The following is a 22,242-nucleotide window of genomic DNA, read 5'->3' as shown; positions in this document are numbered from 1 at the left end:
ATTATCGCGGTGGCCGTGTACCGGTTGTCGCTGTTCTCCGCGTTGACGCTCACCACCAGCAGGGTCGCACTAACGATTCCGTCGCTCGCTTTGCTCGCCCTCCTCATCGTGCCTTTTGGGCTGGGCGTGGTGCCGTCGTTCATCATGCTCGCGTTCTTCGCTGCCATGCCGGTGATCGGCAACGCGATCGTCGGATTGCGATCGGTGCCCGCATCGACTATCGAGTCGGCACGCGGAATCGGCTTGTCGCGCTGGCGAATACTCTTCTCGGTTGAACTGCCGATCGCGTGGCCGGTGATTCTCACCGGTATCCGGGTTTCCACGCAGATGATCGTGGGTGTCGCCGCGATCGTCGCCTACGTACTCGGGCCGGGCTTGGGATCGTTGATTTTCAACGGACTTTCACGGCTCGGCGGCGCCAACGCTCTCGAAATGGCGCTTACCGGAACAATTCTCATCGTCATCGTCGCGCTGGTCTTCGACGGCCTGCTCGTACTGCTCGGTCGCTTCACGATCTCTAAAGGACTCTCATGACCAACTCCGTCAACGTCTCCAAACCGACCGGGGAACGCACGGTCACCGGAGCTTCCATCCGTCTCGACGGCGTCGTCAAGAAGTACCGCGGGCAAGACAAGCCTGCCGTCGAACGCCTCGATCTGCACATCGACGCCGGCGATATCGTCGCCTTCGTCGGACCGTCGGGTTGCGGCAAAACCACCACACTCAAGATGATCAATCGGCTCATCGAACCCAGCGCGGGACGGATCTTCATCGGCGACCGAGATGTCACCGGCGAAAATCCCGACAAGCTAAGGCAATCAATCGGCTATGTCATTCAGTCCGGCGGTCTTTTCCCACACTGGACAGTAGCCAAGAACGTCGGTGCGATCCCGCGCGTTTTGGGCTGGGATAAGCAGCGAATCGCAGAGCGCACCGAGTATCTCCTCGACCTCGTCGGTCTCGACCCGAAGGAATTCGCCAACCGGCTACCGAAAGACATGTCCGGTGGTCAGCAGCAGCGCGTCGGCGTCGCTCGAGCGCTCGCAGCCGATCCCCCGGTGTTGCTGATGGATGAGCCATTCGGCGCGGTTGACCCGATCACTCGAGTTCGATTACAGGACAGCCTCATCGCCATTCAGCACGAACTTGGCAAAACCATCGTGATCGTCACCCACGACTTCGAAGAAGCGACCAAACTCGGCGACAAGGTGCTGATCCTCTCCGAGGGTGGACATGTCGAGCAGTACGCGTCTCCGGAAGAAATCCTCGCCAACCCCGCTACCGAATTCGTCGAAGAATTCGTCGGTTCCGGCGCGACACTCGCCCATCTCTCGTTGTCGCGGGTGCGTGATGTCGAGCATGACACGATTACTACCGCACAGGTCGGCGAAGACTCCGCGGAGGTCGTCGCCCGCGCGCGTTCGGCCGGCCACAAATGGATTGTGGTAGTTGACAATCTGGGCCGGCCACGCGCCTGGCCGACGCTCGAGGAAGCGCTGTCCAAACCGCAGATCTCGGACTACGTCGACCGGCGGCTGCCCGTGGTGGCCCGCTCATCGACGCTGAATGATGCCCTCGACGCCATGCTGGCGGCAAGTCAAGGTGGTGCATTGATCTCCGACGGCAGGGGCGCGGTTGTGGGTGCGCTAACCATCAAGTCAGTCATGGAGGTCATCCGCGGACAACTCGCCGACGTCCGCGATGACGAAAAAGACTCCTACGTCGAGCATTCCGAAGGAACCTCCACCGGAGAACTTCCGGTTATCGTGCTCGCAGACGAGACGGATCAGCCCTGATGAGTAGACTCCGCCGATTGCCGATAGATGTGTGGTTCGAGCCGCTCATCATCATCGCGCTGGGTGTCGGCTACGTAATCTGGTACCAGTCAACGACTTTCACCGATACTGAACAGGCATCACTGGCCTGGTCGACCCTCCAGACCACCATCTGGTCTCATATCAAGTTGACCCTCGTCGCCACGGTCATCGTGGTGGTGATCGCGATCCCACTGGGGATAGCGCTCACTCGCCCATCGCTGAAGTGGCTTAATCCGATAGCCGTGAACGTCGCCAACATCGGTCAGGCCGCTCCGGCCGTGGGCTTGCTGGTGCTATTCACCTTCTGGTTGGGAACCGGGTTCAACACGGCAGTCATCGGCTTGGTGGTCTATGCGATTCTGCCGATTCTGCAGAACACCATCGTGGGTTTGAATCAGGTGGACCAACGTGTCATCGAGGCATCTCGAGGTATTGGCTACTCGGGGGCGAGAACTCTTGTGCAGGTGGAACTTCCGTTAGCGGTGCCGGTGATTCTCAATGGCGTTCGTACCGCGTTGGTTATCTTGGTCGGCACCGCGACACTGAGCACCTTCATCGGTGCGACGAGCCTCGGGACGTTGATCACCACCGGCGTCACGCTGTTCCTCCCGAAACTGCTCATCTCCGGCGCGATCTTGGTGGGCCTACTGGCCTTGACGATCGATTGGCTCGGCCGACTGGTCGAGCTCGCCGCTACTCCGCGAGGTCTCGTATGAAGCGATTAATGACACTCGCCGTCGCGCTAATCGGGGTTCTCGCCGCGACGGCAGGTTGCGGTCTGGTGAGTTCGTCTGGCACCTTCCACAGCGCGCAACTGCCCGACGGTTCCAAGCCGCTCGATGGCGCAAAACTCGTCGTGACGTCCAAAAGCTTCACCGAGGGCGTACTTCTTGGAAAGATCACGGCGACTTACCTTTCGGCGGCCGGAGCCGACATTTCCGACCTGACCGGAGCGCCGGGTTCGGCGTCGTCGCGCCAAGCCCAACTCAATGGTGACGCCGACATCCTGTGGGAGTACACCGGCACCGGATGGGTGAACTACCACAATCAAACCGACACGATCGCAGATCCGCAGGTGTTGTGGCAGCGGGTCCATGACATCGAGAAGAACGACTACGACCTCGAGTGGATGGCACCTGCGAACTTCAACGACACTTACGCATTCGCGGCGGCGTCGGGAACCGCGAAACGTCTGGGCGTGACGTCACTGTCGGAAGTCGCGAAACTACCGGTGGGCGATCGTACCTTCTGCGTCGACGACGAATTCTTTTCGCGCTCAGACGGATTCCTGCCGATGCTGGAGAAGTACGGCATTCCCTACGGCAAGCCGAACGGAGTGCCCCAGGCCAACGTGACCCGGATGGATGCGGGTGTCGTCTATACCTCGACGGCAAAGAGTGCACCGTGCAACTTCGGCATGGTGTACACCACCGACGGTCGAATCAAGAATCTGGACTTGACTGTCCTCACCGACGATAAGAAGTACTTCCTCCCCTACAGTGGCACGGCAGTGGTTCGGGGCGAGATCATCCGGAAGTACCCGCAACTGCGTGAACTGCTCGGCAACATCTCGTCAAGGTTGACCGACGATCTCATGCAGGAGCTCAATGGTCGCGTCGATATCAAGGGTGAGGATCCCTCCGACGTCGCGTACGAGTGGTTAGTCAGTGTGGGACTGGTGAAGTAGCGAACCGTCAATCCCCTCGAATGTGGAGAATCCCCCGCCGCGGCGGGGGATTCTCTTGATTCGGGGGGGGGGATTGAAGCGTGATCTATGCCGCGTATACCGGGAGGCGGGCCGATTCCTCGATACCGGAGTAGTGTCCGGCGTCGCCCTGCAACACCTGACTCGATGTCCCGTTGACGTCAACCGGAACGTCGCCGGCCAGCGTTATCCGATGTAGCTCGCGCTTCTGGTTACCGAAGTCGGCAATACCGTAGTGCTGGGTTGCCCGGTTGTCCCAGATGGCTACGTCGCCCAGGCGCCAGTTCCAGCGGAAAGTGTTTTCCAACTTGACGATTCGTGCCTGCAAGAGCTGATAGAGGTCGTTGAACTCTGACGTCTTCAATCCGCGGAATTCCTTGGCGAAATGTCCAAGCAAAAGCGAACGTTCGCCGGTCTCCGGGTGCACGCGAACAACAGGATGCAAGGTCTGGTACTCGGTGTTGGTGAACTCCTCGTAGTGCTGCGCCTTGCGCGAAACGTCGACGCCGCCCGACGGCTCTTTGAGTCCTACATAGTCATAGAGGTTGCTGTGTGTGGCCCACAACTCTTCGGCCAAGGCGCGCAATGGCTTTGGCAGCTGTTCGTACGCCGCGACCGTCGACGCCCAGGTCGTCGCACCGCCGTAGGCCGGCAACTCGATGGCCCGCAGAATCGATGCCTTCGGGATGCGATCGACAAAGGTGACGTCGGTGTGCCAGCTATTGGCCGCACCTTCGATCGTGAGCAGCTGACTCCCCCGCGAAGTCACCGTCGGATGCGGTGCGGTCTGCTCACCAAGAAGCCCGGCGAACGCGTACTGCTCGTCGTCATCGAGGTGATGCTGCCCCTCGAAGACCACAACCTTGTTGGACGCCAGCGCGACTCGGATCGCTTCGACCTGTTCAGGAGCCAGCTCGCCGCCGAGGCGCACCCCCTCGATCCGGGCTCCGATATTCTCGCCCAACTTCGTGACGGTTACACCGCCGTCGGCATAGGTCTGCTGAACGCGCGGCTCAAGATCCGCGCGTCGCTCGATTTGTGCAAGTGTCATCTCACCAATCCTCCTGTTGTTTCACTACTTTTCGGATATCCTCGTCCCCTTCGTGAGTGCTCACGAGGGTTAGGTTCACGCCGTATCAAACGGGAAGCACTAGTCGGCTTGATTCTCGGCCGCTTCGTCGATCTCGCGACGGATACCGGCCGGCACCCGGATCGGCCCCGGGCGATAGCTAACGGAGCGCAGCGTCGAGCCGAATCGGAAGACTCCCCGTCGCGCGCGTAAGTCCGCGTCGACCGGCCCGCGTGCGTCGATCCCCACGCTGATACCGGTCCAGGGAGCCATCCCGACCAACTGAAACTGATTCCGAAGCGTTGCGATTTCGGTGATCTCGGTGTTGTGAGCCGCTTCGAGAGTGAATGACCATCGAACCGATTCATTCGCCGCCGCCCGCAACACTATGGAGGTCGTCGCCACCGGAATGATTCCCGACGCCCGGCGGATACGGCCATAACTGTTGAAGACGAAGGTCACCTGCCCAGCCTCCACATAGAGTAGATAGCCGCCCTGCTGATCACCGTGCGAAACCAGGACGCCTTCATCCTTGGTGGTCCAACCTGACAGCTCCACCTCAATGTCGAAGTCCCGGTAGGCAATCAGCTTCGATGATCGGTATCGCTCCAATGTCGGAGTGCCCGCGAGCAGTCGGACCGGTTCGGAGTAGCGCTGTTCGTCGGGCCGCCGCCGCGTCTGTGCTTCGGGCGAGTCAAATAGTGGGAAGACCGTGTTATGCCATGCGGCGTCATCCCAGGCCTTGGCGAGCTGCGCGACCACCTCGGGATGTTGTGCAGCAACGTTATTCGTCTCGGCGGGATCAACACGCACGTCATACAGTTCCCAGGCGGGGTCATCGACACGTGCCGGATCGGTATGCAGCGACAACAGCTTCCACCCATCACGGTAGAACCCGCGATGGCCACCGAACTCCGCGTACTGTTCGGTGTGCGGTGATCGCGAATCTGGACTGCGCAAGACTTCGGCGATGCTAACACCATCTCGTTCCTTGGCAGGTTGTCCGTATCGTGTTGCAGGCGTGGGGATTCCGGCAAGGTCCAGCAGGGTCGGCGCGAGATCGGTCACATAGGAGAACTGTCGGCGCACACCTTTGTCGCCGGCGGCCAGTGCCAGTCCTTTCGGCCAGGACAAAACGAAGGGGACGCGCACTCCACCGGCAAATGTCTGGCCCTTGTAAAAGCGGAAAGGCGTATTCGATGCCTGTCCCCAACCACGCGGATAATGCACCCCCAGCGCCGACGAACCGATCAGCGCCTCGTCGTGCGGAACATCACGTTCCCAGTCCGGTGGCACCGGTCCGTGGACGAATTGGCTGAAATACGAACGTGTTCCGACCGGGCCGCCCTCCGCCGTGCCGCCATTGTCGGAGGTGAACACGATGATCGTGTTGTCGAGTTCACCGAGTTCGGTCAGGGTCTCGACGACGCGGCCGACGCTCTGATCGACACTGTCGACCATCGCCGCGTATACCTCTTGGTACCGCTGGAAGCGCTCGCGCTCATCCGCCGGCAAGTCATCCCACGGCGGCGCGTCATATCCCGGTTCGGTGTTACGTTCGGCGATCGGCGTGCCCTCATCGAAGAGCCCCTCGGCAATCTGGCGGACAAATCGCTTCTGCCGCACTGAATCCCAGCCTTCGGCGTAGCGCCCGCGATATTTGGCCAGATCGGATTCCTTCACCTGATGTGGTCCGTGCATGGCGATATGCGCGAAGTAGAGGAAGAACGGTTTGTCGGCGTCCTGTGCGCGTAGGGCTTTGATCTGGCTGATGGCCCGGTCGGTGATGTCGTCGGTCACGTAATAGTCATCCGGGTACTCCTCGACGTCGACGACCGAGTTGTCGGCGATCAGCTGATTCGGGTAGAAGAAGGAGTTGAGTCCTTCCAACGACCCGTAGTAGCTGTCGAATCCGCGCTGGAGCGGCCACGAATCTCGGCTGCGCCCCGCACCCATATTGGCGTCCCGGACGAGGTGCCATTTGCCGACCGCATATGTCGCGTAGCCACTCGCGCGCAGGATCTCCGGCAACGTCAGTACATCGTCGGCCAATTCCAGCCGTAGACCAGGGAAGCCGGGATCAGAATTGGCTACGCTGCCATAGCCGGCACGATGAGGATTGAGCCCGGTTAGCAGCGCTGCTCGAGCCGGCGAACATACCGGTGTGGTGTGGTAGTTGCTCAGCCGCACCCCTCGCGCGGCAAGTCCGGCGATGTTCGGAGTTTCGATTTCGGCACCAAAGGGTGAGATGTCGGAGTAGCCCATATCGTCGATAAGGATCACGACGATATTGGGCGCGCCTTCCGGAGCGCTCGGCGATGGTGGCCACCACGGAGTCGACTCTGATGTCGTCCTACCGATAGTGCCACCGAAATCCTCGTAGCCGCGGGCTGCGTGCGGCAAAGCGCCAGAGCGCTCGGTCATGGGAGACTCTCGTTTCTCAACTGGCGATGATTCGCGATCGACCTGCACTCTCGCGCCAAATCCGATGAGCGTCAACCCTTTTGATTCACCGTGCGAAATATGTTTTCCCTGGTGCGGCAATCGGGAATTCTCGGCACGGTCCAAACGTGACTCGTTTGGTCAATACGCCACCCACCACATCTAAGGAATCGCACAGTCCATGTCGCACCGCACAGTTCGCCTGCTGCTGCTCGCCGTCGTCGGAGTTATGACGGTCAGCGGCTGTCAGTCGGCGGTTTCCCAATTGGACGATACGACGACGGCGTCACTAACTCAGGGGCAATCCGCACCGCGCGGCGGTGATCTGCGGGTCGGCGTACTAGGCGATCTTTCCCCCAAGACCTTCTTACAGATCGGCTCGGACGCGCTGAACGGAAGCATCGTGTCCAATGTCTATGACACGCTAATCCGCTACGCGCGTGACGATCTGACGCCAAAGCCGTCACTCGCGAAGAGATGGACACTCGCGCCCGACGGCCTGGAGCTGTCACTTGATCTTCGCGACGACGTTCGATTCCACAATGGACGCCCCTTCGTTTCCGCCGATGTCGAACAGTCACTCAAGGCGTACCTGAGCGGACCGTGGAAGCCGCAGTTCAAACGTACCGCAGCTGCAATCACAGCGTTCGACACCGCCGATCCGCATCGCGTGGTTCTGCACTTTGCTCACCCACTGAGTAATATCTTCGATCTGCTGGACTCGGCGCCGATCATCGATGCCCAGACGCTGCCGCAGCTGAAGGCCGGCACAACGTTCAATGGGACCGGACCATTCAAATTCGTTTCCTGGCAACCGAATTCATCGGTGCGACTGGAGCGTAATAGCCAGTATTGGGATGGTCCGCCGCCACTGGATTCGGTGACCTTCGTCGAAGCCACCGATCAACAATCCCTGTACACGCGACTACGGACCGGGCAACTCGATCTCGCCTATGGGATGACCTACCACGATCAGCAGCTGGCCACTGGCCGGTACGGATTTCGGTCGATCACGATGAAGGGTGCCGAGCAACAACAGTACGTCGGCATCGACCTCAAGAATTCGCAACTGTCAGACATCCGTCTACGTCAGGCGATAGCCTATGCCCTCGACCGTCCTCGGATAATCGGTGATGTCTTCCGCGACAACGGATATGTGGTCAATGCTCCGTGGCCGAAGTGGTCGCCAGCCTATCGAGCGGCTGACAACACTAGATATCGTCGCGACGTAGCCAGGGCGAAGGCGCTCGTCGCCGCGCACGGTTCGGTCGCCCCGATCACGTTGGACTACTCAACGCGGGGAGTCGACCGCATCATCGCCCAGATCGTTCAGTCCAATCTCAAAGATGTCGGCATCCCGGTAATCTTGCGACCGAATGATCAGACGCGACAGGCGGCGAAGCTGATCGGCGGCGAGTTCGGCGGACTCTGGTTGTTACAGCACGCTTTTGCTCAATTCACGCCCTCCACTCTGGCAGTGTCCGCGTATCCATTCAATGCCGCTAAGAACTCATCGAACTACACCGACGCCGAGTACGCCGCCGCCGCCACTACCGCGTGGAGTGTTCCCAATGGCGAATCGGATATCGCACTGTCCGCGTACCGAAAGCTGACCGAGCACTTCCTGAATGATCTATTCCTGGTGGAAATCGGTGTCGTGTTCCAACCTCTGGCCACGTCGCCGTCGGTCGGCAATGTCGATTGGGATCGTAGAAACCAATTCCATTTCGCCACAACATATCTGACCAAGAAGGGACGCCACTAACGATGATCGGCTATCTCATACGACGCGTACCGACCGCCCTGGTAGTGCTCTTCATCGCATCGCTGCTCATCTTTTCGATACTGCGTCTAATCCCCGGTGGTCCAGAGGCCGCGTTGGCCGGTTCGGATGCCAGCCCCGCGGACCTGGCCGCTATCAGGCATGACCTCGGCCTGGATCGGCCATTTTTCGTTCAGTATCTGTCGTGGCTCGGCGCGATGGTGACATTCGACTTCGGCAGAAGTTATCTGATCGGTGGCGACATCGGTGATCTCGTCAGCTTCGGCGCGGCGAACACACTGACCTTGGCTCTCTCTGGCCTCGTCGTGGCAATCGCACTGGCCCTGGCACTTTCGCTGTCGGTGGTCATCTTTGACAACCGCTTCACGAAGGTCGTGACGACCACGATCAACGCCGTGGCAATCGCGGTGCCGACCTTCGTGATCGGGACCCTGCTGATTCTGGTTTTCGGGCTGAAACTGCGTTGGCTTCCAGCTGGCGGCACGCCGCCCAACGGCATCTCCGACAGTCCGCAGATTACCGCGCAATATCTTATTCTGCCCGCACTAACGCTCGGGCTGCCGGCGGGTGCACTGCTCGCTCGCTTCCTCACCGAGACGTTGCAGACCGAGCTCCGGCAACCCTATGCGGTAACCGCGCGATCACTCGGAATTTCTCGGCGTGCCATCGTATTACGGCACGTCTTGCGTAATGCGTTGCCTCCGGCACTGACTGCGCTGGGGCTGGCGATCGGTGGTCTGTTGGGTGGTTCTATTCTCGTCGAGTCCATTTTCGGCTGGCCTGGGCTCGGGCTGCTGACCGAAGAGGGCATCTTTAACCGTGACTACCCGCTGGTCCAGGTACTGATCTTGTTGTCGGTCACGGTGTTTGTCGTGCTCCAGTTGGCGACCGACATCCTGCACGCTTGGCTCGATCCTCGAATCCGATTGGCAGGTAAGTGATGTCGGCAATTTCGCCCGAGACAGCAGCCGCGGCATCGGCCGCGCACGCAGAACCGCGCCATCGATTGCCCGACGGCTCGGTCGGCATCGAGCCCGGCTTGCTGCCCGAGACACAACCCGATCTTGTCGAGCGGCGGTCGACGACGCCGATATGGCGGGGCTTGGTCACTGGCACCGGTCTGGCCGGAGCGCTCTTGGTCGCCACGGTGGTACTACTGGGGGTGCTCGGCCCCTTGTTCACCAGCTATGCGCCCGATCAGCAGATCGACGGCGCATACTTGTTGGGCCCCAGCACATCTCACTGGTTTGGCACCGACGACCTCAACCGCGACCTCCTTACCCGCATCCTGTACGGAATCCGCGTCGATCTCGTGATCATTTTCATCGCGGTGCCGATCGGCGCCGTCGTCGGCGCACTCGTCGGCCTGTTCAGTGTCGCCCACCCGGCCAGCGATGTCGTTGCTCAGCGCGCATTCGATGTGATCCTTGCCTTTCCGGCGCTGATCTTGGGGGTCGCGTTGACCGCGATCCTCTCCCCCGGTGCGGCGACAGTCGGAATCATCATCGCTGTCGCCGAGGTACCAATATTCGGCCGGTTAACGCGCACCTCAGTGCTGAAGGTTCGGGAGTTGCCATTCGTCGAAGCGGCCAGGGTGAGTGGCGCAACCACCGGACGTATCCTTCGTCGCCATGTTTTGCCGAATTCGGTTGAGGCTGTGGGTGTTCAACTCGCGCTCTCCTTGTCGCTCGCCGTGTTCATCGAAGGCGCGTTGAGCTACCTCGGCGTCGGAGTCCGGCCACCGACACCGAGCCTTGGCAGCATCTTGTCCGCGGGGAACGGCTATCTGGAGACCAATCCGTGGTTCTCGATTGGGCCACTCATCGTCATCACGGCGCTTGTGTTCGGCTTCTACCTCATCTCTCTATCCATCTCTCGGCTCCGGAGGCAATGATCAGCGATGACGTCAACCAAGAAGAGTGCGACACCCGCGCTGGAGGTGAGCGACCTCAGAGTGACCTTCAACTATCCGCGCCCCGCGGTCGCCGGCATCAGTTTGCGTGTTGATCGAGGCCAAATTCTCGCCCTCGTCGGCGAATCAGGTTCGGGCAAGACGATGACAGCCCGCGCGGCCATCGGTTTGCTACCCGAGACAGCGACCGCGACCGGCTCGGTGAAGGTCGACGGCATAGAAGTTCTCAATCGCCCCGAACGCGAACTGACCGCCGTTCGCGGCTCCCGGGTGGCAATGATCTTCCAAGAACCGCAAACTGCGCTCAACCCCGTACAAACCGTGGGATGGCAATTGCGCCAAGCACTTTCGGCGCATCGCAAGATCTCCCGCGCGCAGGCGCGGCAACGCGCCGTGGAGCTGTTGGAACTGGTGGAAATCCCCGACGCGCAACGTCGAGTCAATAGCTATCCCCATCAGCTCTCGGGTGGCCAGAAACAGCGGGTGGTCATCGCGCTGGCCTTGGCGAATGACCCCGCCCTCCTTCTGGCCGATGAACCAACTACGGCGCTCGACGTTTCGGTGCAACGGGAAATTCTTGATCTACTCTCGCGGCTGCGTCATCGAACCGACGCGGGCATCTTGCTGATCACCCACAACCTGGGGGTCGTCGCCGATATCGCCGACCGCGTAGTCGTTGTACAACTCGGTGAGGTGGTCGAACGCGGTGACGTCTTCGATATCTTCGCTCGCCCAACGGCGGCGTACACCAAACAACTACTGTCGTCGGTGCCCCGGTTGGCGTCCAACGACGTACCGTCCGCGCCGGAGCGGCCGGCGCGCACCCATTCTGCGGTCGTCGAAGTCGAAAACCTGACCGTCGTACATCCGGGCCGCTTTGGCAACCCATCGCATACCGCGTTGGACTCGGTGTCGTTGACAATCGGGCCCGGCGAGGTTCTGGGTGTGGTGGGCGAATCTGGTTCGGGCAAAACAACTTTGGGCCGCACGATCGCCGGATTGATTTCGCCGCGCGAAGGTCGGGTGGTGCTCGACGGTACGGACCTGGCAACGGTGCGCGGCGAGCGACTACGCGACCTGCGCAAATCACTCGCCTTTGTGCCACAAGATCCGTCGGCATCACTCGATCCGCGCTTCACGGTGGCGGAGTCCATCCGTGAGCCATTGGAGATCCATCGCGTCGGCAGCCGGGCAGAGCAGAACTCAAGGGTGGCCGAATTACTCGACGCCGTACATTTGCCGACGACTTTTGCCACCCGACTACCGCACGAATTGTCGGGCGGTCAGCGTCAACGCGTGGCGCTGGCACGCGCTCTCTCGACGCGTCCCAAACTCCTAATCGCCGATGAACCCACCAGTGCCCTCGACGTGTCAGTCCAAGCGCGTGTCCTAGAGCTGTTCGCCGAGTTGCAACACGAGTTCGGTTTCGCCGCACTGTTTATCAGTCATGACCTAGCGGTGGTCGAACAGGTCGCGGAGAATGTCGCGGTGCTGCGCGCCGGCGAGTTGGTCGAGACCGGACCCGCCAGTCAGGTCTTGTCCAACCCCACCGAGCAATATACGCGGACATTACTGGCAGCGGTTCCCTATCCCGATCCGGTGCGACAGCGGGCCGGTCGGGAGGTCGCATCTGCCCACTGAAAACCACGCCAGGTCGGCTGTGCGAGGGCAGCTTGCCCCCACGCGGCCGACCTGGCGCGGTTTTGCGGAACTACGCTCCGAACGACTCAAGCGCGTCGTTGAACGCCGCGCTCGGCCGCATCACGGCGTCGGTCTTATCGGTCTCGGCGTAGTAGTAACCACCGATGTCAACCGGGGAGCCCTGCACCGAGTTGAGTTCGTCGACGATCTTTTCTTCTTGCTCGCCAAGGGTTTTCGCCAACGGAGCGAACTTGGCCGCGAGGTCGGCGTCGTCGGACTGAGCGGCCAGCTCCTGCGCCCAGTAGAGGGACAAGTAGAACTGGCTGCCCCGGTTGTCCAATTCGCCGGTACTGCGCGACGGGCTCTTGCGGTTATCGAGCAGCTTTCCGGTGGCGGCGTCGAGGGTCTTGGCCAGGATCTGCGCCTTCTTGTTTCCGGCCTTGAGACCTAAGTCTTCCAAACTCACTGCGAGAGCGAGGAATTCACCAAGGGAATCCCAGCGGAGGTGATTCTCTTCGACCAACTGCTTGACATGCTTAGGTGCCGAGCCGCCCGCGCCAGTCTCGTAGAGACCGCCGCCAGCCATCAACGGCACGATCGACAGCATCTTCGCGCTGGTACCCAGTTCCAGGATCGGAAACAGATCGGTCAGATAGTCGCGCAAAATGTTGCCGGTCGCGGCGATCGTGTCGAGACCGCGCATCGCGCGCTCCAGCGTGTATCGCATTGCTCGCACCTGCGACATGATCTGGATGTCGAGACCGTCGGTGTCGTGTTCGGGCAGATACTGGCGAACCTTCTTGATGAGTTCGTTCTCATGCGGACGGTACGGGTCCAACCAGAACAGCACCGGCATGCCCGAATTGCGGGCACGGGTGACGGCGAGCTTGACCCAGTCGCGAATCGGGGCGTCTTTGACGGTGCACATCCGCCAGATGTCCCCCTCTTCGACGTTCTGCGTGAGGATGACCTCGCCAGTCTCGTTGTCGACGAAATTCGCCTCGCCAGCTTCGGGGATCTCGAAGGTCTTGTCGTGCGAGCCGTACTCTTCAGCCTTCTGCGCCATGAGACCGACGTTCGGCACGGTGCCCATCGTTCGTGGATCGAATGCGCCGTTGGTCTTGCAGAAGTTGATGATCTCCTGGTAGATCCGGGCAAAGGTGGACTCCGGCATGACCGCCTTGGTGTCCTTCTGCCGGCCGTCGGCCCCGTACATGGTGCCGCCGGCGCGGATCATCGCGGGCATGGACGCATCGACGATGACATCCGAGGGCGAGTGGAAGTTGGAGATGCCGCGCGCGGAGTCGACCATCGCGAGTTCCGGACGGTACTCGTGGCATTTGTGGAGGTCTTCGATAATCTCGTCGTGTTTCGACGCCGGAAGTGTCTCGATTTTGTCGTAGAGATCGACCATGCCGTGGTTGACATTGACACCGAGCTGGTCGAATAACTCCTGGTGCTTGGCGAAGGCTTCCTTGTAGTAGGTCCGCACCGCGTGACCGAACACGATCGGATGCGAGACTTTCATCATTGTCGCCTTGACGTGCAGCGAGAATAGGACGCCGGTCTTGTGTGCGTCCTCGATCTGCTCTTCGTAGAACTCGAGGAGCGCCTTCTTCGACATGAACATCGAATCGACGACGTCGCCCTTGCCCAGCTTCACACTGTCTTTGAGCACGATCGTCTTGCCGGACTCCGTAACCAATTCCATCCGCAGGTCACGAGCCTGATCGAGGGTTACCGACTTCTCACCGTGGTAGAAGTCGCCGTGGCGCATATGAGCGACGTGGCTGCGCGAAGCCATCGACCACTCCCCCATGCTGTGTGGGTTCTTACGCGCGTACTCCTTGACCGCCTTGGGTGCGCGACGGTCGGAATTACCTTCACGCAGAACGGGATTGACCGCGCTGCCGAGACACGCCGAGTACCGCTTTGCGATGTCACGCTCTTCGTCGGTCTTCGGATCAGACGGGAAGTCGGGAAGCGCGAAACCCTTGCCCTGCAGTTCTTTTATCGCTGCCAGTAGCTGCGGAACCGACGCCGAGATATTAGGCAGTTTGATGATGTTGGTCGAGGGATCCTGCGTGAGGCGTCCGAGCTCGGCCAGATTGTCGGGAACCTTCTGATCCTCATTGAGGTAGTCGGGAAACGCTGCGAGAATCCGCGCGGCGACCGAGATATCGGTGGTCTTGACGTCGATGCCGGCCGAACCGGCGAACGCGCGGATGACCGGCAAAAATGCGTGGGTCGCCAGCAACGGCGCCTCGTCGGTCAGGGTGTAGATGATGGTTTGCTGCTCATTGGTCATGAGTTCTCCCGGCCTCAAGTGTGTGTACTCGGACGTGTCGGTACCGCTTGTCGCGATGTGACCTAGTATGCGTCGGCAGCAGCGTGGTGAGTCACACCTCCGCCGATTGTGACGCAGAACCCGGTGGGGTGCCACGACTCATCGCCTAGGCGCTGTTCTTCTTCGTTCTCCAGCCGTCGCGTCGATGGGTCGTCGGCGCTGGCGACTAGTTGGCAGAAGCAGATCCACCGCCAACCTTATCCTCTAAGCACACCGAGCGATCGGTCGGATCGGACAGCGATGAGTTTTGCGAGCCCCGGCGGTCAACCCAGAGTCCTTTTCGTCGCGCTACCTCAGGAGTCCTCATGGCCAGCGGCTACGTCACCACCGCGGACCTCGAAATGTATTACGAGACATACGGGTCCGACGATCATGCATTGCCTCCACTGTTACTCATTCATGGCGGAGGTTCGACCATCGCCACGAACTGGTCGAATATCCTCCCCCTGCTGTCGGGGGACCGCCAGGTCATCGCCATCGAGGAGGAAGGCCATGGTCGAACCCGAGCGACTGATCGTCCACTGACGTCCGAGGCGTCGGCCGCCGACATCGTCGAGGTACTTACCGCCCTAGATGTTGGCCCAGTCGATGTGCTGGCCTTCAGCGCCGGCGCACAAACCGCCCTCGCCCTGGCTATGTCGGCTCCGGCCCGTGTTCGACGACTGATTCTGGCGTCGGCCCCGTGGCGCCGTGACGCGATGATCGACGGATTCTGGGCGGGCCTCGAACAAGGGACGCTCGACGACATGCCCGACCTGTTCAAAGACGAGCATCGGCGACTCAATGGCGACGACCCAGCGAGCGTTCAGCGTCTGTTCGACCTGGACCGAGGGCGGATGCTGGCCTTCACCGATTGGCTAGATGACGACATCGCCGCCGTGCGGATGCCGACTCTCATCATCGCCGCCGACCAGGATGTAGTCACCGTCAGCGGCGCGGTTCGGTTGAGCACGACGTTGGCGCACGCACGTCTGTTGATCGTGCCGGGAAATCACGGCGACTATCTCGGCGAGGCGATGGCATCGGGCGATGATCTGACGACCATGCACTCGACTGCCGCCCTCATTCTGAACTTCTTGTCTTGAGTGCGCCGATGCGTTCACCCACTCGGTGGTTCCTCGAGGCGTAACGTTCGTGACGCACATTCGCTTCATCGAGCGTCGCAGTCGAGCAGAATCGAGAAGTCATGAGCAACAACGTCTATCGTGTCACCGAGATCGTCGGATCGTCGCCGACCAGCATCGACGACGCCATCAAGTCCGCCATTGCTCGAACGAGCAAGACCGTCCGGAACATCGACTGGTTTGAAGTGGTCGACACCCGCGGTCACGTCGAGGATGGTGCGATCGCCCACTTTCAGGTGACTCTCAAAATCGGTTTCAAGATCGAGGAGCCGTAGTGGTCGCGAAATGTTCACATACCGACCAGGTCCGTGAGGTGGCCCCGAGCAGCATGGTCGGTTGCTCGGATTGCCTTGCCGCAGGCGGTAATTGGGTTCATCTACGGATGTGCCTGACCTGCGGGCGAGTCGGCTGTTGCGATTCTTCACCCGGTAAACACGCATCTGCCCATGCCTCGCGCGAGCAACATCCGCTGGTGTCATCATTCGAGCCGGGTGAAGATTGGAGCTGGTGTTTCGTCGACGACATCGGATTGCGGCTAACCGGAATCCCGCATCCGCACCACGAGTAGTAACGGACGCGCGTGGCCGTCGCTCACAGGTATGAGATAGCGGTGAGCTCTTCGGCAACGTCCCAGAGGTGCGCACCGAGAACGGGGTCGTGTACGGCGTCTTTCGCCTGGACCAGCACGGGGTCGCCGGTGAACTGCAAACGGCCTGACGGCCCGTAGAAGTCGCCGCCGCGGGCAGCCTGGTCAGTCGCCGCCCGCAAGGTTGGCAGCGCACCTTCGGGCGCTTCTTGGACGAACCACCTGCGCAACCAGCGCATCTTAGGACTCTGATAGCCCCACACCAGAAATCGGTTGTGTCCGCGCATCACCCCGGTTCGGGTCGAGCCGGGGTGTGCGGTCAGCGATATCGCATCGCGTCCGGCTGCGGTGAGCCGACGGCCGAGTTCGTCGGCAAAGACCATCTGCGCGAACTTCGACCGCGCATAGGCAGCTGCGATGCTGAAGCGGTGATTCATCGGTATATCGTCGAAGTCGATATGGCCACGGCGATGCGCGATACTTCCGACCGTGACGATGCGGGCCCCGGCACCAAGGTGATCGATAAGCCGGCCAATCAACGCGAAATGTCCGAGGAAATTGGTTCCGAAATCCATCTCGAAGCCGTCGGCGGTCAATTTCCGGCCAGTCGCGATGAGTCCGGCGTTGGCGATCAGAAGGTCCACGCGGCCAAATCGGCTGATAATCTCCGCCGACGCCGCATCGACCGAAGCGAGCGAACTTATATCGATCTCGACGATGTCGATCGTCGAATCAGGCACCTGCGCCTGAATCGAGTTTCGCGCGTCGGCCGCCGACTCGGGGTTGCGGCACGCTAGTACAACGTGCACGCCGAGTTTCGCCAAACCGAGCGCGGTTTCAAAGCCGATACCAGAGTTTGCACCGGTGACCACGGCGACCCGTCCTGACTGGGGCGAAGCGTCGGTGAGGGACCACTTTTCGTCTGACACCCGCACAGCGTAGCCGCAGCTATCGGGGTAGAGACCATCGAATGGTGCCAATGATTCCCGACTACGAGACCGCTGCCCTTTTCGCGTGCGGTACCGGACATCCCGGCGCGAAGGTACCCATCTCCTCGAGCACATGCCCGTCTGGGTAACTGCGAATATTCGGCATATCGCGAACGAACATCGGCTCGGTTCGCGACGGGAATACCGATAAGAGCCGGGCGCGCAGTCGCAACGCGCCTTGCGACACCGCCTGAACCACTCGTCCAGGCTCGCGGTAGCCGAAGGCCTTGAGCAACGGTTCATCCATCAGTGCGCGGCTGAACAACTCCACGAGCTGGCGAGCTGGTCGCGGGTAGAAGGTAGTCAATAGATGCAGGGTGGAATCCGCGACCCGGCGCGCACCCTCGTCATAGGCGAAATGCTTCAGTTCGTAAGCATCCATCAACGTGGCGAAATCGTCGTAATTTTCCGGCACATCTTTGATGGCCATATGCTTGCCGAGGTCTTGGTAGTAACGAACCGACGCACGCAGTTCCGCATCGGTGAACGGACGCCAGCCGTAGTCGTCGAGCCACCGTTTGGGAACCACGACAAATGTGGACAAGACGTAGAGCATGTCGTCGTTGGAAATGTCGTACATCTTGTGCATCTGATTGATCCGACGGATAGCGGTCTTACCGCTAGCGCTGTCAAAACCGTCAACGAGCGGAGCCTCGAGTAATAGAGCAGTGTCGTCGTACCGCTTCTGGGTAAAGTCGCAGAACTGTCCGGTCCGGTCGAGCAATGCCCCGATGCTCGGGACCGCGTAGGTACGAAATAGCGCGAAGCTAAGCGATTGGTTCATATCCCACGGAAACTCGTAGAGCGTGACGTTGCGGTAGATCTCGGCGTAGTTCGTCTCCGGATCAAGTCCCGCGCTCGGATTACGTTTGGCCGCTTTGCGTTTCGCAATGATCCGGCTTGGCGCAACCGCAGTCGCGGCACGTACGAGCGATTCCACTGCCATCGGGGGCCTCCTGTGTCGACGTCGGCTGTAAGTCGACTTACACTCGCTACTATAAGTTGGGTTATACGGATATGCAACAGGTCACAGGAGAATGGTCATGCCAGAGTCGTCGCCGCGACCCACCGCGCCGCAGTTGCGCTATCTGGAAGCTGGTCTGCAGATACTGGCTCGAGACGGCTATCCTTCGCTCAAACTCGCCGCCGTATGCGACGAAACGTCGACGACAACCGGCTCGTTCTACTACGCGTTCCCAAATTGGGCGTCGTACTGCCAGCAGCTCATCGACTATTGGCGGCACACCAAAAGTGAGGTGCTCATCGAATCGGTGAAATCGATCGATGATCCGCGCGAACGAATCGACGCATTGCTCGACGTCGCACTCAATCTGCCCTACGAGTCCGAGGCCGCCATACGGATCTGGTCGGCCAGCGATCCCGACGTCGCGCGAGCCGTGGCGGAGGCCGACGCGGCGCGAGTCGAAGTCATCGCCGACTCGTACACCGCGTTGATCGGCGACGCCGAACGTGGCGAACATTTGGCACGGCTCGCGATGATGCTGCTGGTCGGCCATGAACTCGGGACCACCTCCACATTCGAAGAGTTGTCCTGGAGCTTTCACAGTCTCCTCGACTGGGCACTGGGGCCTGGGCCGGATACGCCACCGCGCTAACCTGACTGAATGCAGGTCGCTACGTGGGCAGCACTCCTGACGGCCTGCTTACTCATTAGCTTCACGCCCGGAGCCGGCGCGATCAACACGATGAGCAACTCGCTCAACGTCGGATTTCGCCGGGCGATTTGGGGCATCCTCGGCCAGCAGGCGGCATTACTCATACAGCTGGCGATCGTTGCCGCCGGACTGGGCGTAGTCATCGCGCGCTCGCCCACAGCATTCGACCTCATCCGATATCTCGGTGCGGCATATCTGGTGTATCTCGGTGTGCGCCAGTACTTTCGACGCCCGGATACCTCGGACGCGGCAATCGCCGCACTGACCGGCGAATCCGCGTGGTCGATGTTTCTACGCGGAACGTGGGTGAACCTGCTTAACCCGAAGGCCGTGGTGTTTCTGCTCGCCTTCATTCCCGGCTTTGTACAGTCCTCCAAACCTCTTGTGCCGCAATATCTTACGATCGCATCGACAATCGTCGTCGTTGATATAGCGGTTATGTGGTTGTTCTTCGCGGTCGTCGCGCGGAGTTTCGGCAATCTAGCCCGCACCGAACGTGGTCAGCGCAACCTCAACAGATTGTTCGGATGCCTGTTTATCGCGGTCGGAGTGCTACTCGCAGTCTTGTGACCGCTATTCCCGGGCACCTTCCGCGTTTACCATCCAGTTGACTCCATAGCGGTCGGTCAGCATCCCGAATGTGTCGCCCCAGGGCGCCTGCATGAACGGTGCGGTGACCGTTCCCCCCGCTGCCAGAGCCTCGAACCAGCCGCCCAAGAGTTCGGTGTCATCACCGGAGAGGGATACCGTGATCGAGTCGCCGACGTTGAGCGGCATGGCGTTCGGTGTGTCGGCGCCCATGAGCACCAGGTCATTCGGGGTGGTGAGCATCGCGTGCATCACCTTGTTGGCTTCGTCGGGGTCGGAGCCGGGCATTTGCTCGAACGTAGACACTTCCAATTCGCCGCCCAGCACACTTTGGTAGAACTCCATTGCTTCGCGGGCGTTGTTGCGGAAGCTCAGGTACGGATTGAGTCGCACAGTCATCACGTCTCCAGATCGTCGGCAATGGTCCGCCGTCTATTGTGCGCGCATCGAGGCTTCATGTCCGCAAGTACGCTGAGTCGGTGACTACCCTCGCTCCCGGACGTATCGCGGTACCCGACGATCTCGATTCCGTCACCGATGTCGGAACCGAGTCGTCGGACCAGCGGCAGGCCGCCGAGCAGGTGTGGCGGGCAGTCCGGCATTGGTACCAAGCCGGCACGCAGCCGGCGATCCAAGTCTGCGTACGCCGCGGCGGCGAGGTGATCCTCGATCGGGCTATCGGCCACGGCTGGGGTAATGGCCCCGACGATCCCGCCGACGCCGAAAAGCTTACTGTCACAACGCAAACGCCCTTCTGTGTCTACTCGGCGGCCAAGGCGATTTCGGTGACTGTCCTCCACCTGCTGATCGAACGGGGCGACCTCGCCCTCGACGCTCGCGTCTGCGACTATCTCCCCGACTACACCAGCCACGGTAAGCACCGCACCACCATCGACCACGTCCTGACGCACAGTGCCGGGGTCCCGATCGCATTGGGGGTACGTCCGGATCTACGACGTTCCGAGGACAGCGAATACACCCGGCAGATGCTTGCCGCGCTGCGACCGGTCTACCGTCCCGGTTTGCTTCATATGTATCACGCGTTGACCTGGGGGCCACTGGTACGCGAAATCGTATCTGCCGCAACAGGTCGCAGCATTCGAGACATTCTTGCCGACGATATCCTCGACCCGCTCGGCTTCTCCTGGACCAACTACGGAGTCGCGCCCGGCGATGTCGACAAAGTCGCACCAAGTTATGTCACCGGACCACCACCCCCAGCGGCGATAGAGGCGGCGTTCACCCGAGTCGTCGGCGGAACGATGGCAAAAACCATCCAGCGGTCCAACACGCCGGCATTTCTGACCGGGGTCGTTCCGTCGTCCAACACGGTATCGACCGCATTCGAACTCTCACGGTTCGCCGAATTACTGCGCCGCGGAGGCGAACTCAACGGTGTGCGAGTTCTTTCGGCTCCAACGCTCGATGCCGCCCGACGGCAGCGCCGACGGCTGCGTCCCGACATCGCGACCGGTGGACGTCCGCTGCGCTGGGGCACCGGCTACATGTTGGGCTCGACCAACTACGGCCCGTTTGGCCGGAACGCGCCGGAGGCCTTTGGTCACACCGGACTGACTGACATCGCGATGTGGGCCGACCCGCAACGGGAACTCGCGGTAGCGGTAGTCAGCAGCGGAAAACCAGGGTCACATCCCGAAGCCAAGCGCTACCCAGCGGTTCTCGACGCCATCAATTCGGCGTTCCCACCGACTTCCGTCTGAAAACCGCACAGGCTTGACCTTCCAAGGGCAGACTGCCCTCGGAAGGTTGATGTGGTGCGGTTCTCGGTGCCCTGCGGAACTTTTCTGGATTAATTCCAGAAAATGCTTCCGAAACCGTCACCTCCCCGTTATGGTGAGCGTATGGCCGAGTCGACGAACCACACAGAGCGGTTGCGCGCAGCCGACCTGCGTGTGACAAGGCCACGGTTGGCTGTCTTAACCGCAGTCGACACCCATCCCCACGCCGACACCGAAACCGTTTTCGATGCCGTGCGAACCGAGTTGCCCACTGTGTCACGTCAGGCCGTATACGACGTACTGCATGCCCTAACCATCACCGGCCTCATCCGGCGGATCCAGCCTTCTGGCCTGGTCGCCCGCTACGAGGCTCGTGTCGGTGACAATCACCACCACGCCGTCTGCCGGTCCTGCGGGACCATCGTCGATATCGACTGCGCAGTCGGCTCAGCACCATGCCTCGATGCGGCAGACGACAACGGCTTCGTCATCGACGAAGCCGAAGTCATCTACTGGGGACAGTGCCCGGCATGTGCCGGCACCGTCGGGGATACCCGGCAACTCCACAGCCCCAAATAAGTTCCAGCCCAACCCGCAAGACCTGTTGAACATCAGCCCATAACCAACTTCGAAAGGTCTACCGTGTCCGACGAAAACCGCACCATTGACGAAACTCCCCCGATCGGCGAAGCACAAACCGAACCCGCCGAAGCCGGCGGTTGTCCGGTAATTCACGGTGGCATCAAGCCCCCGGTCGAGGGCGGCGGCAACCGGGACTGGTGGCCTAACGCGCTCAATCTCAAAGTCCTGCAAGAGAATCCGGA

At 60.7% G+C, this 22,242-nt stretch carries 22 protein-coding genes; 16 read left to right on the top strand and 6 right to left on the bottom strand.

The genetic code is table 11. The annotated features are described in order from the left end of the window. The 4 genes from GOEFS_RS01495 to GOEFS_RS01480 form a co-directional block, all read left to right on the top strand. The coding region (locus GOEFS_RS01495; protein ID WP_007316096.1) for an ABC transporter permease at nucleotides 1-534 on the top strand (534 nt) is incomplete at its 5' end. Beyond that, the gene (locus GOEFS_RS01490) at nucleotides 531-1,796 is read left to right on the top strand and encodes an ATP-binding cassette domain-containing protein (protein ID WP_007316095.1); all 1,266 of its coding nucleotides are present in this window, start codon (nucleotides 531-533) and stop codon (nucleotides 1,794-1,796) included. The genes GOEFS_RS01495 and GOEFS_RS01490, both read left to right, overlap by 4 nt. Next, complete coding sequence (locus tag GOEFS_RS01485; RefSeq protein ID WP_007316094.1) at nucleotides 1,796-2,533, top strand: ABC transporter permease; 738 nt, start codon at nucleotides 1,796-1,798, stop codon at nucleotides 2,531-2,533. The genes GOEFS_RS01490 and GOEFS_RS01485 overlap by 1 nt, the downstream gene beginning before the upstream one ends. An 8-nt stretch (nucleotides 2,534-2,541) precedes the next feature. Then, entirely contained in the window at nucleotides 2,542-3,504 is a 963-nt protein-coding gene (locus GOEFS_RS01480) for a glycine betaine ABC transporter substrate-binding protein (RefSeq protein ID WP_007316093.1), read from the top strand. Between the two features lie 85 nt (nucleotides 3,505-3,589). Here GOEFS_RS01480 and GOEFS_RS01475 read toward each other — a convergent pair whose 3' ends face one another. Next, on the bottom strand, nucleotides 3,590-4,573 hold the full coding sequence (locus tag GOEFS_RS01475; RefSeq protein WP_007316092.1) for a TauD/TfdA dioxygenase family protein: 984 nt from the start codon (nucleotides 4,571-4,573) through the stop codon (nucleotides 3,590-3,592). Nucleotides 4,574-4,672: 99 nt separating this feature from the next. Continuing rightward, on the bottom strand, nucleotides 4,673-7,015 hold the full coding sequence (locus GOEFS_RS01470; RefSeq protein ID WP_007316091.1) for a sulfatase family protein: 2,343 nt from the start codon (nucleotides 7,013-7,015) through the stop codon (nucleotides 4,673-4,675). A 199-nt stretch (nucleotides 7,016-7,214) separates the two neighbouring features. On the opposite strand from GOEFS_RS01470, the gene GOEFS_RS01465 reads away from it, so the two are divergent. From GOEFS_RS01465 to GOEFS_RS01450, 4 genes are read left to right on the top strand one after another with little or no spacing between them, the layout of a single operon-like run. After that, a complete protein-coding gene (locus GOEFS_RS01465) occupies nucleotides 7,215-8,798 on the top strand; it encodes an ABC transporter substrate-binding protein (protein ID WP_007316090.1) in 1,584 nt (527 codons plus the stop codon). A gap of 2 nt (nucleotides 8,799-8,800) precedes the next feature. Then, on the top strand, nucleotides 8,801-9,757 hold the full coding sequence (locus GOEFS_RS01460) for an ABC transporter permease (RefSeq protein ID WP_007316089.1): 957 nt from the start codon (nucleotides 8,801-8,803) through the stop codon (nucleotides 9,755-9,757). Further along, nucleotides 9,757-10,710, top strand: a complete 954-nt coding sequence (locus tag GOEFS_RS01455) for an ABC transporter permease (RefSeq protein ID WP_007316088.1) — start codon at nucleotides 9,757-9,759, stop codon at nucleotides 10,708-10,710. Before GOEFS_RS01460 ends, GOEFS_RS01455 begins: the two co-directional genes overlap by 1 nt. A 6-nt stretch (nucleotides 10,711-10,716) precedes the next feature. After that, nucleotides 10,717-12,369 (top strand): dipeptide ABC transporter ATP-binding protein, encoded by a 1,653-nt coding sequence (locus GOEFS_RS01450; protein WP_007316087.1) that lies wholly within the window; start codon nucleotides 10,717-10,719, stop codon nucleotides 12,367-12,369. 70 nt (nucleotides 12,370-12,439) lie between these two features. Here GOEFS_RS01450 and GOEFS_RS01445 read toward each other — a convergent pair whose 3' ends face one another. Next, nucleotides 12,440-14,677, bottom strand: a complete 2,238-nt coding sequence (locus tag GOEFS_RS01445; RefSeq protein ID WP_007316086.1) for an NADP-dependent isocitrate dehydrogenase — start codon at nucleotides 14,675-14,677, stop codon at nucleotides 12,440-12,442. 344 nt (nucleotides 14,678-15,021) lie between these two features. On the opposite strand from GOEFS_RS01445, the gene GOEFS_RS01440 reads away from it, so the two are divergent. The 3 genes from GOEFS_RS01440 to GOEFS_RS22715 all read left to right on the top strand — a co-directional run bounded on the left by GOEFS_RS01440 (nucleotide 15,022) and on the right by GOEFS_RS22715 (nucleotide 16,408). Then, a complete protein-coding gene (locus GOEFS_RS01440) occupies nucleotides 15,022-15,801 on the top strand; it encodes an alpha/beta fold hydrolase (RefSeq protein ID WP_007316085.1) in 780 nt (259 codons plus the stop codon). Nucleotides 15,802-15,902: 101 nt separating this feature from the next. Next, on the top strand, nucleotides 15,903-16,115 hold the full coding sequence (locus GOEFS_RS01435; protein ID WP_007316084.1) for a dodecin: 213 nt from the start codon (nucleotides 15,903-15,905) through the stop codon (nucleotides 16,113-16,115). A gap of 53 nt (nucleotides 16,116-16,168) precedes the next feature. After that, entirely contained in the window at nucleotides 16,169-16,408 is a 240-nt protein-coding gene (locus tag GOEFS_RS22715; protein WP_083837202.1) for a UBP-type zinc finger domain-containing protein, read from the top strand. 23 nt (nucleotides 16,409-16,431) lie between these two features. Here the strand turns inward: GOEFS_RS22715 and GOEFS_RS01430 are convergent, their stop codons facing one another. Beyond that, a complete protein-coding gene (locus GOEFS_RS01430) occupies nucleotides 16,432-17,355 on the bottom strand; it encodes an oxidoreductase (protein WP_040524244.1) in 924 nt (307 codons plus the stop codon). A 61-nt stretch (nucleotides 17,356-17,416) separates the two neighbouring features. Beyond that, nucleotides 17,417-18,361, bottom strand: a complete 945-nt coding sequence (locus GOEFS_RS01425; protein ID WP_007316082.1) for an oxygenase MpaB family protein — start codon at nucleotides 18,359-18,361, stop codon at nucleotides 17,417-17,419. A gap of 97 nt (nucleotides 18,362-18,458) precedes the next feature. On the opposite strand from GOEFS_RS01425, the gene GOEFS_RS01420 reads away from it, so the two are divergent. Together GOEFS_RS01420 and GOEFS_RS01415 are read left to right on the top strand one after the other, a co-directional pair. Next, nucleotides 18,459-19,031 (top strand): TetR/AcrR family transcriptional regulator, encoded by a 573-nt coding sequence (locus GOEFS_RS01420; protein WP_007316081.1) that lies wholly within the window; start codon nucleotides 18,459-18,461, stop codon nucleotides 19,029-19,031. A 9-nt stretch (nucleotides 19,032-19,040) separates the two neighbouring features. Further along, the gene (locus tag GOEFS_RS01415; protein ID WP_007316080.1) at nucleotides 19,041-19,661 is read left to right on the top strand and encodes a LysE family transporter; all 621 of its coding nucleotides are present in this window, start codon (nucleotides 19,041-19,043) and stop codon (nucleotides 19,659-19,661) included. A 3-nt stretch (nucleotides 19,662-19,664) separates the two neighbouring features. Here the strand turns inward: GOEFS_RS01415 and GOEFS_RS01410 are convergent, their stop codons facing one another. Next, nucleotides 19,665-20,078: a VOC family protein gene (locus GOEFS_RS01410; RefSeq protein WP_007316079.1), complete on the bottom strand. Its 414-nt coding sequence runs from the start codon at nucleotides 20,076-20,078 to the stop codon at nucleotides 19,665-19,667. Nucleotides 20,079-20,158: 80 nt separating this feature from the next. Between GOEFS_RS01410 and GOEFS_RS01405 the strand changes: the two genes are divergently transcribed. The 3 genes from GOEFS_RS01405 to GOEFS_RS23010 all read left to right on the top strand — a co-directional run. Beyond that, nucleotides 20,159-21,400, top strand: coding sequence for a serine hydrolase (locus GOEFS_RS01405; protein ID WP_040524240.1), 1,242 nt, complete (start codon nucleotides 20,159-20,161; stop codon nucleotides 21,398-21,400). 141 nt (nucleotides 21,401-21,541) lie between these two features. Beyond that, nucleotides 21,542-21,997: a Fur family transcriptional regulator gene (locus GOEFS_RS01400; protein ID WP_040524235.1), complete on the top strand. Its 456-nt coding sequence runs from the start codon at nucleotides 21,542-21,544 to the stop codon at nucleotides 21,995-21,997. A gap of 63 nt (nucleotides 21,998-22,060) precedes the next feature. Continuing rightward, nucleotides 22,061-22,242: hypothetical protein (locus GOEFS_RS23010; RefSeq protein WP_007316075.1), on the top strand; the 182-nt coding region annotated here is incomplete at its 3' end.

The sequence above is a fragment of the Gordonia effusa NBRC 100432 genome, from assembly GCF_000241305.1.
GTDB lineage: Bacteria > Actinomycetota > Actinomycetes > Mycobacteriales > Mycobacteriaceae > Gordonia > Gordonia effusa.
This window is presented reverse-complemented; position numbering and strand designations above follow the sequence as displayed.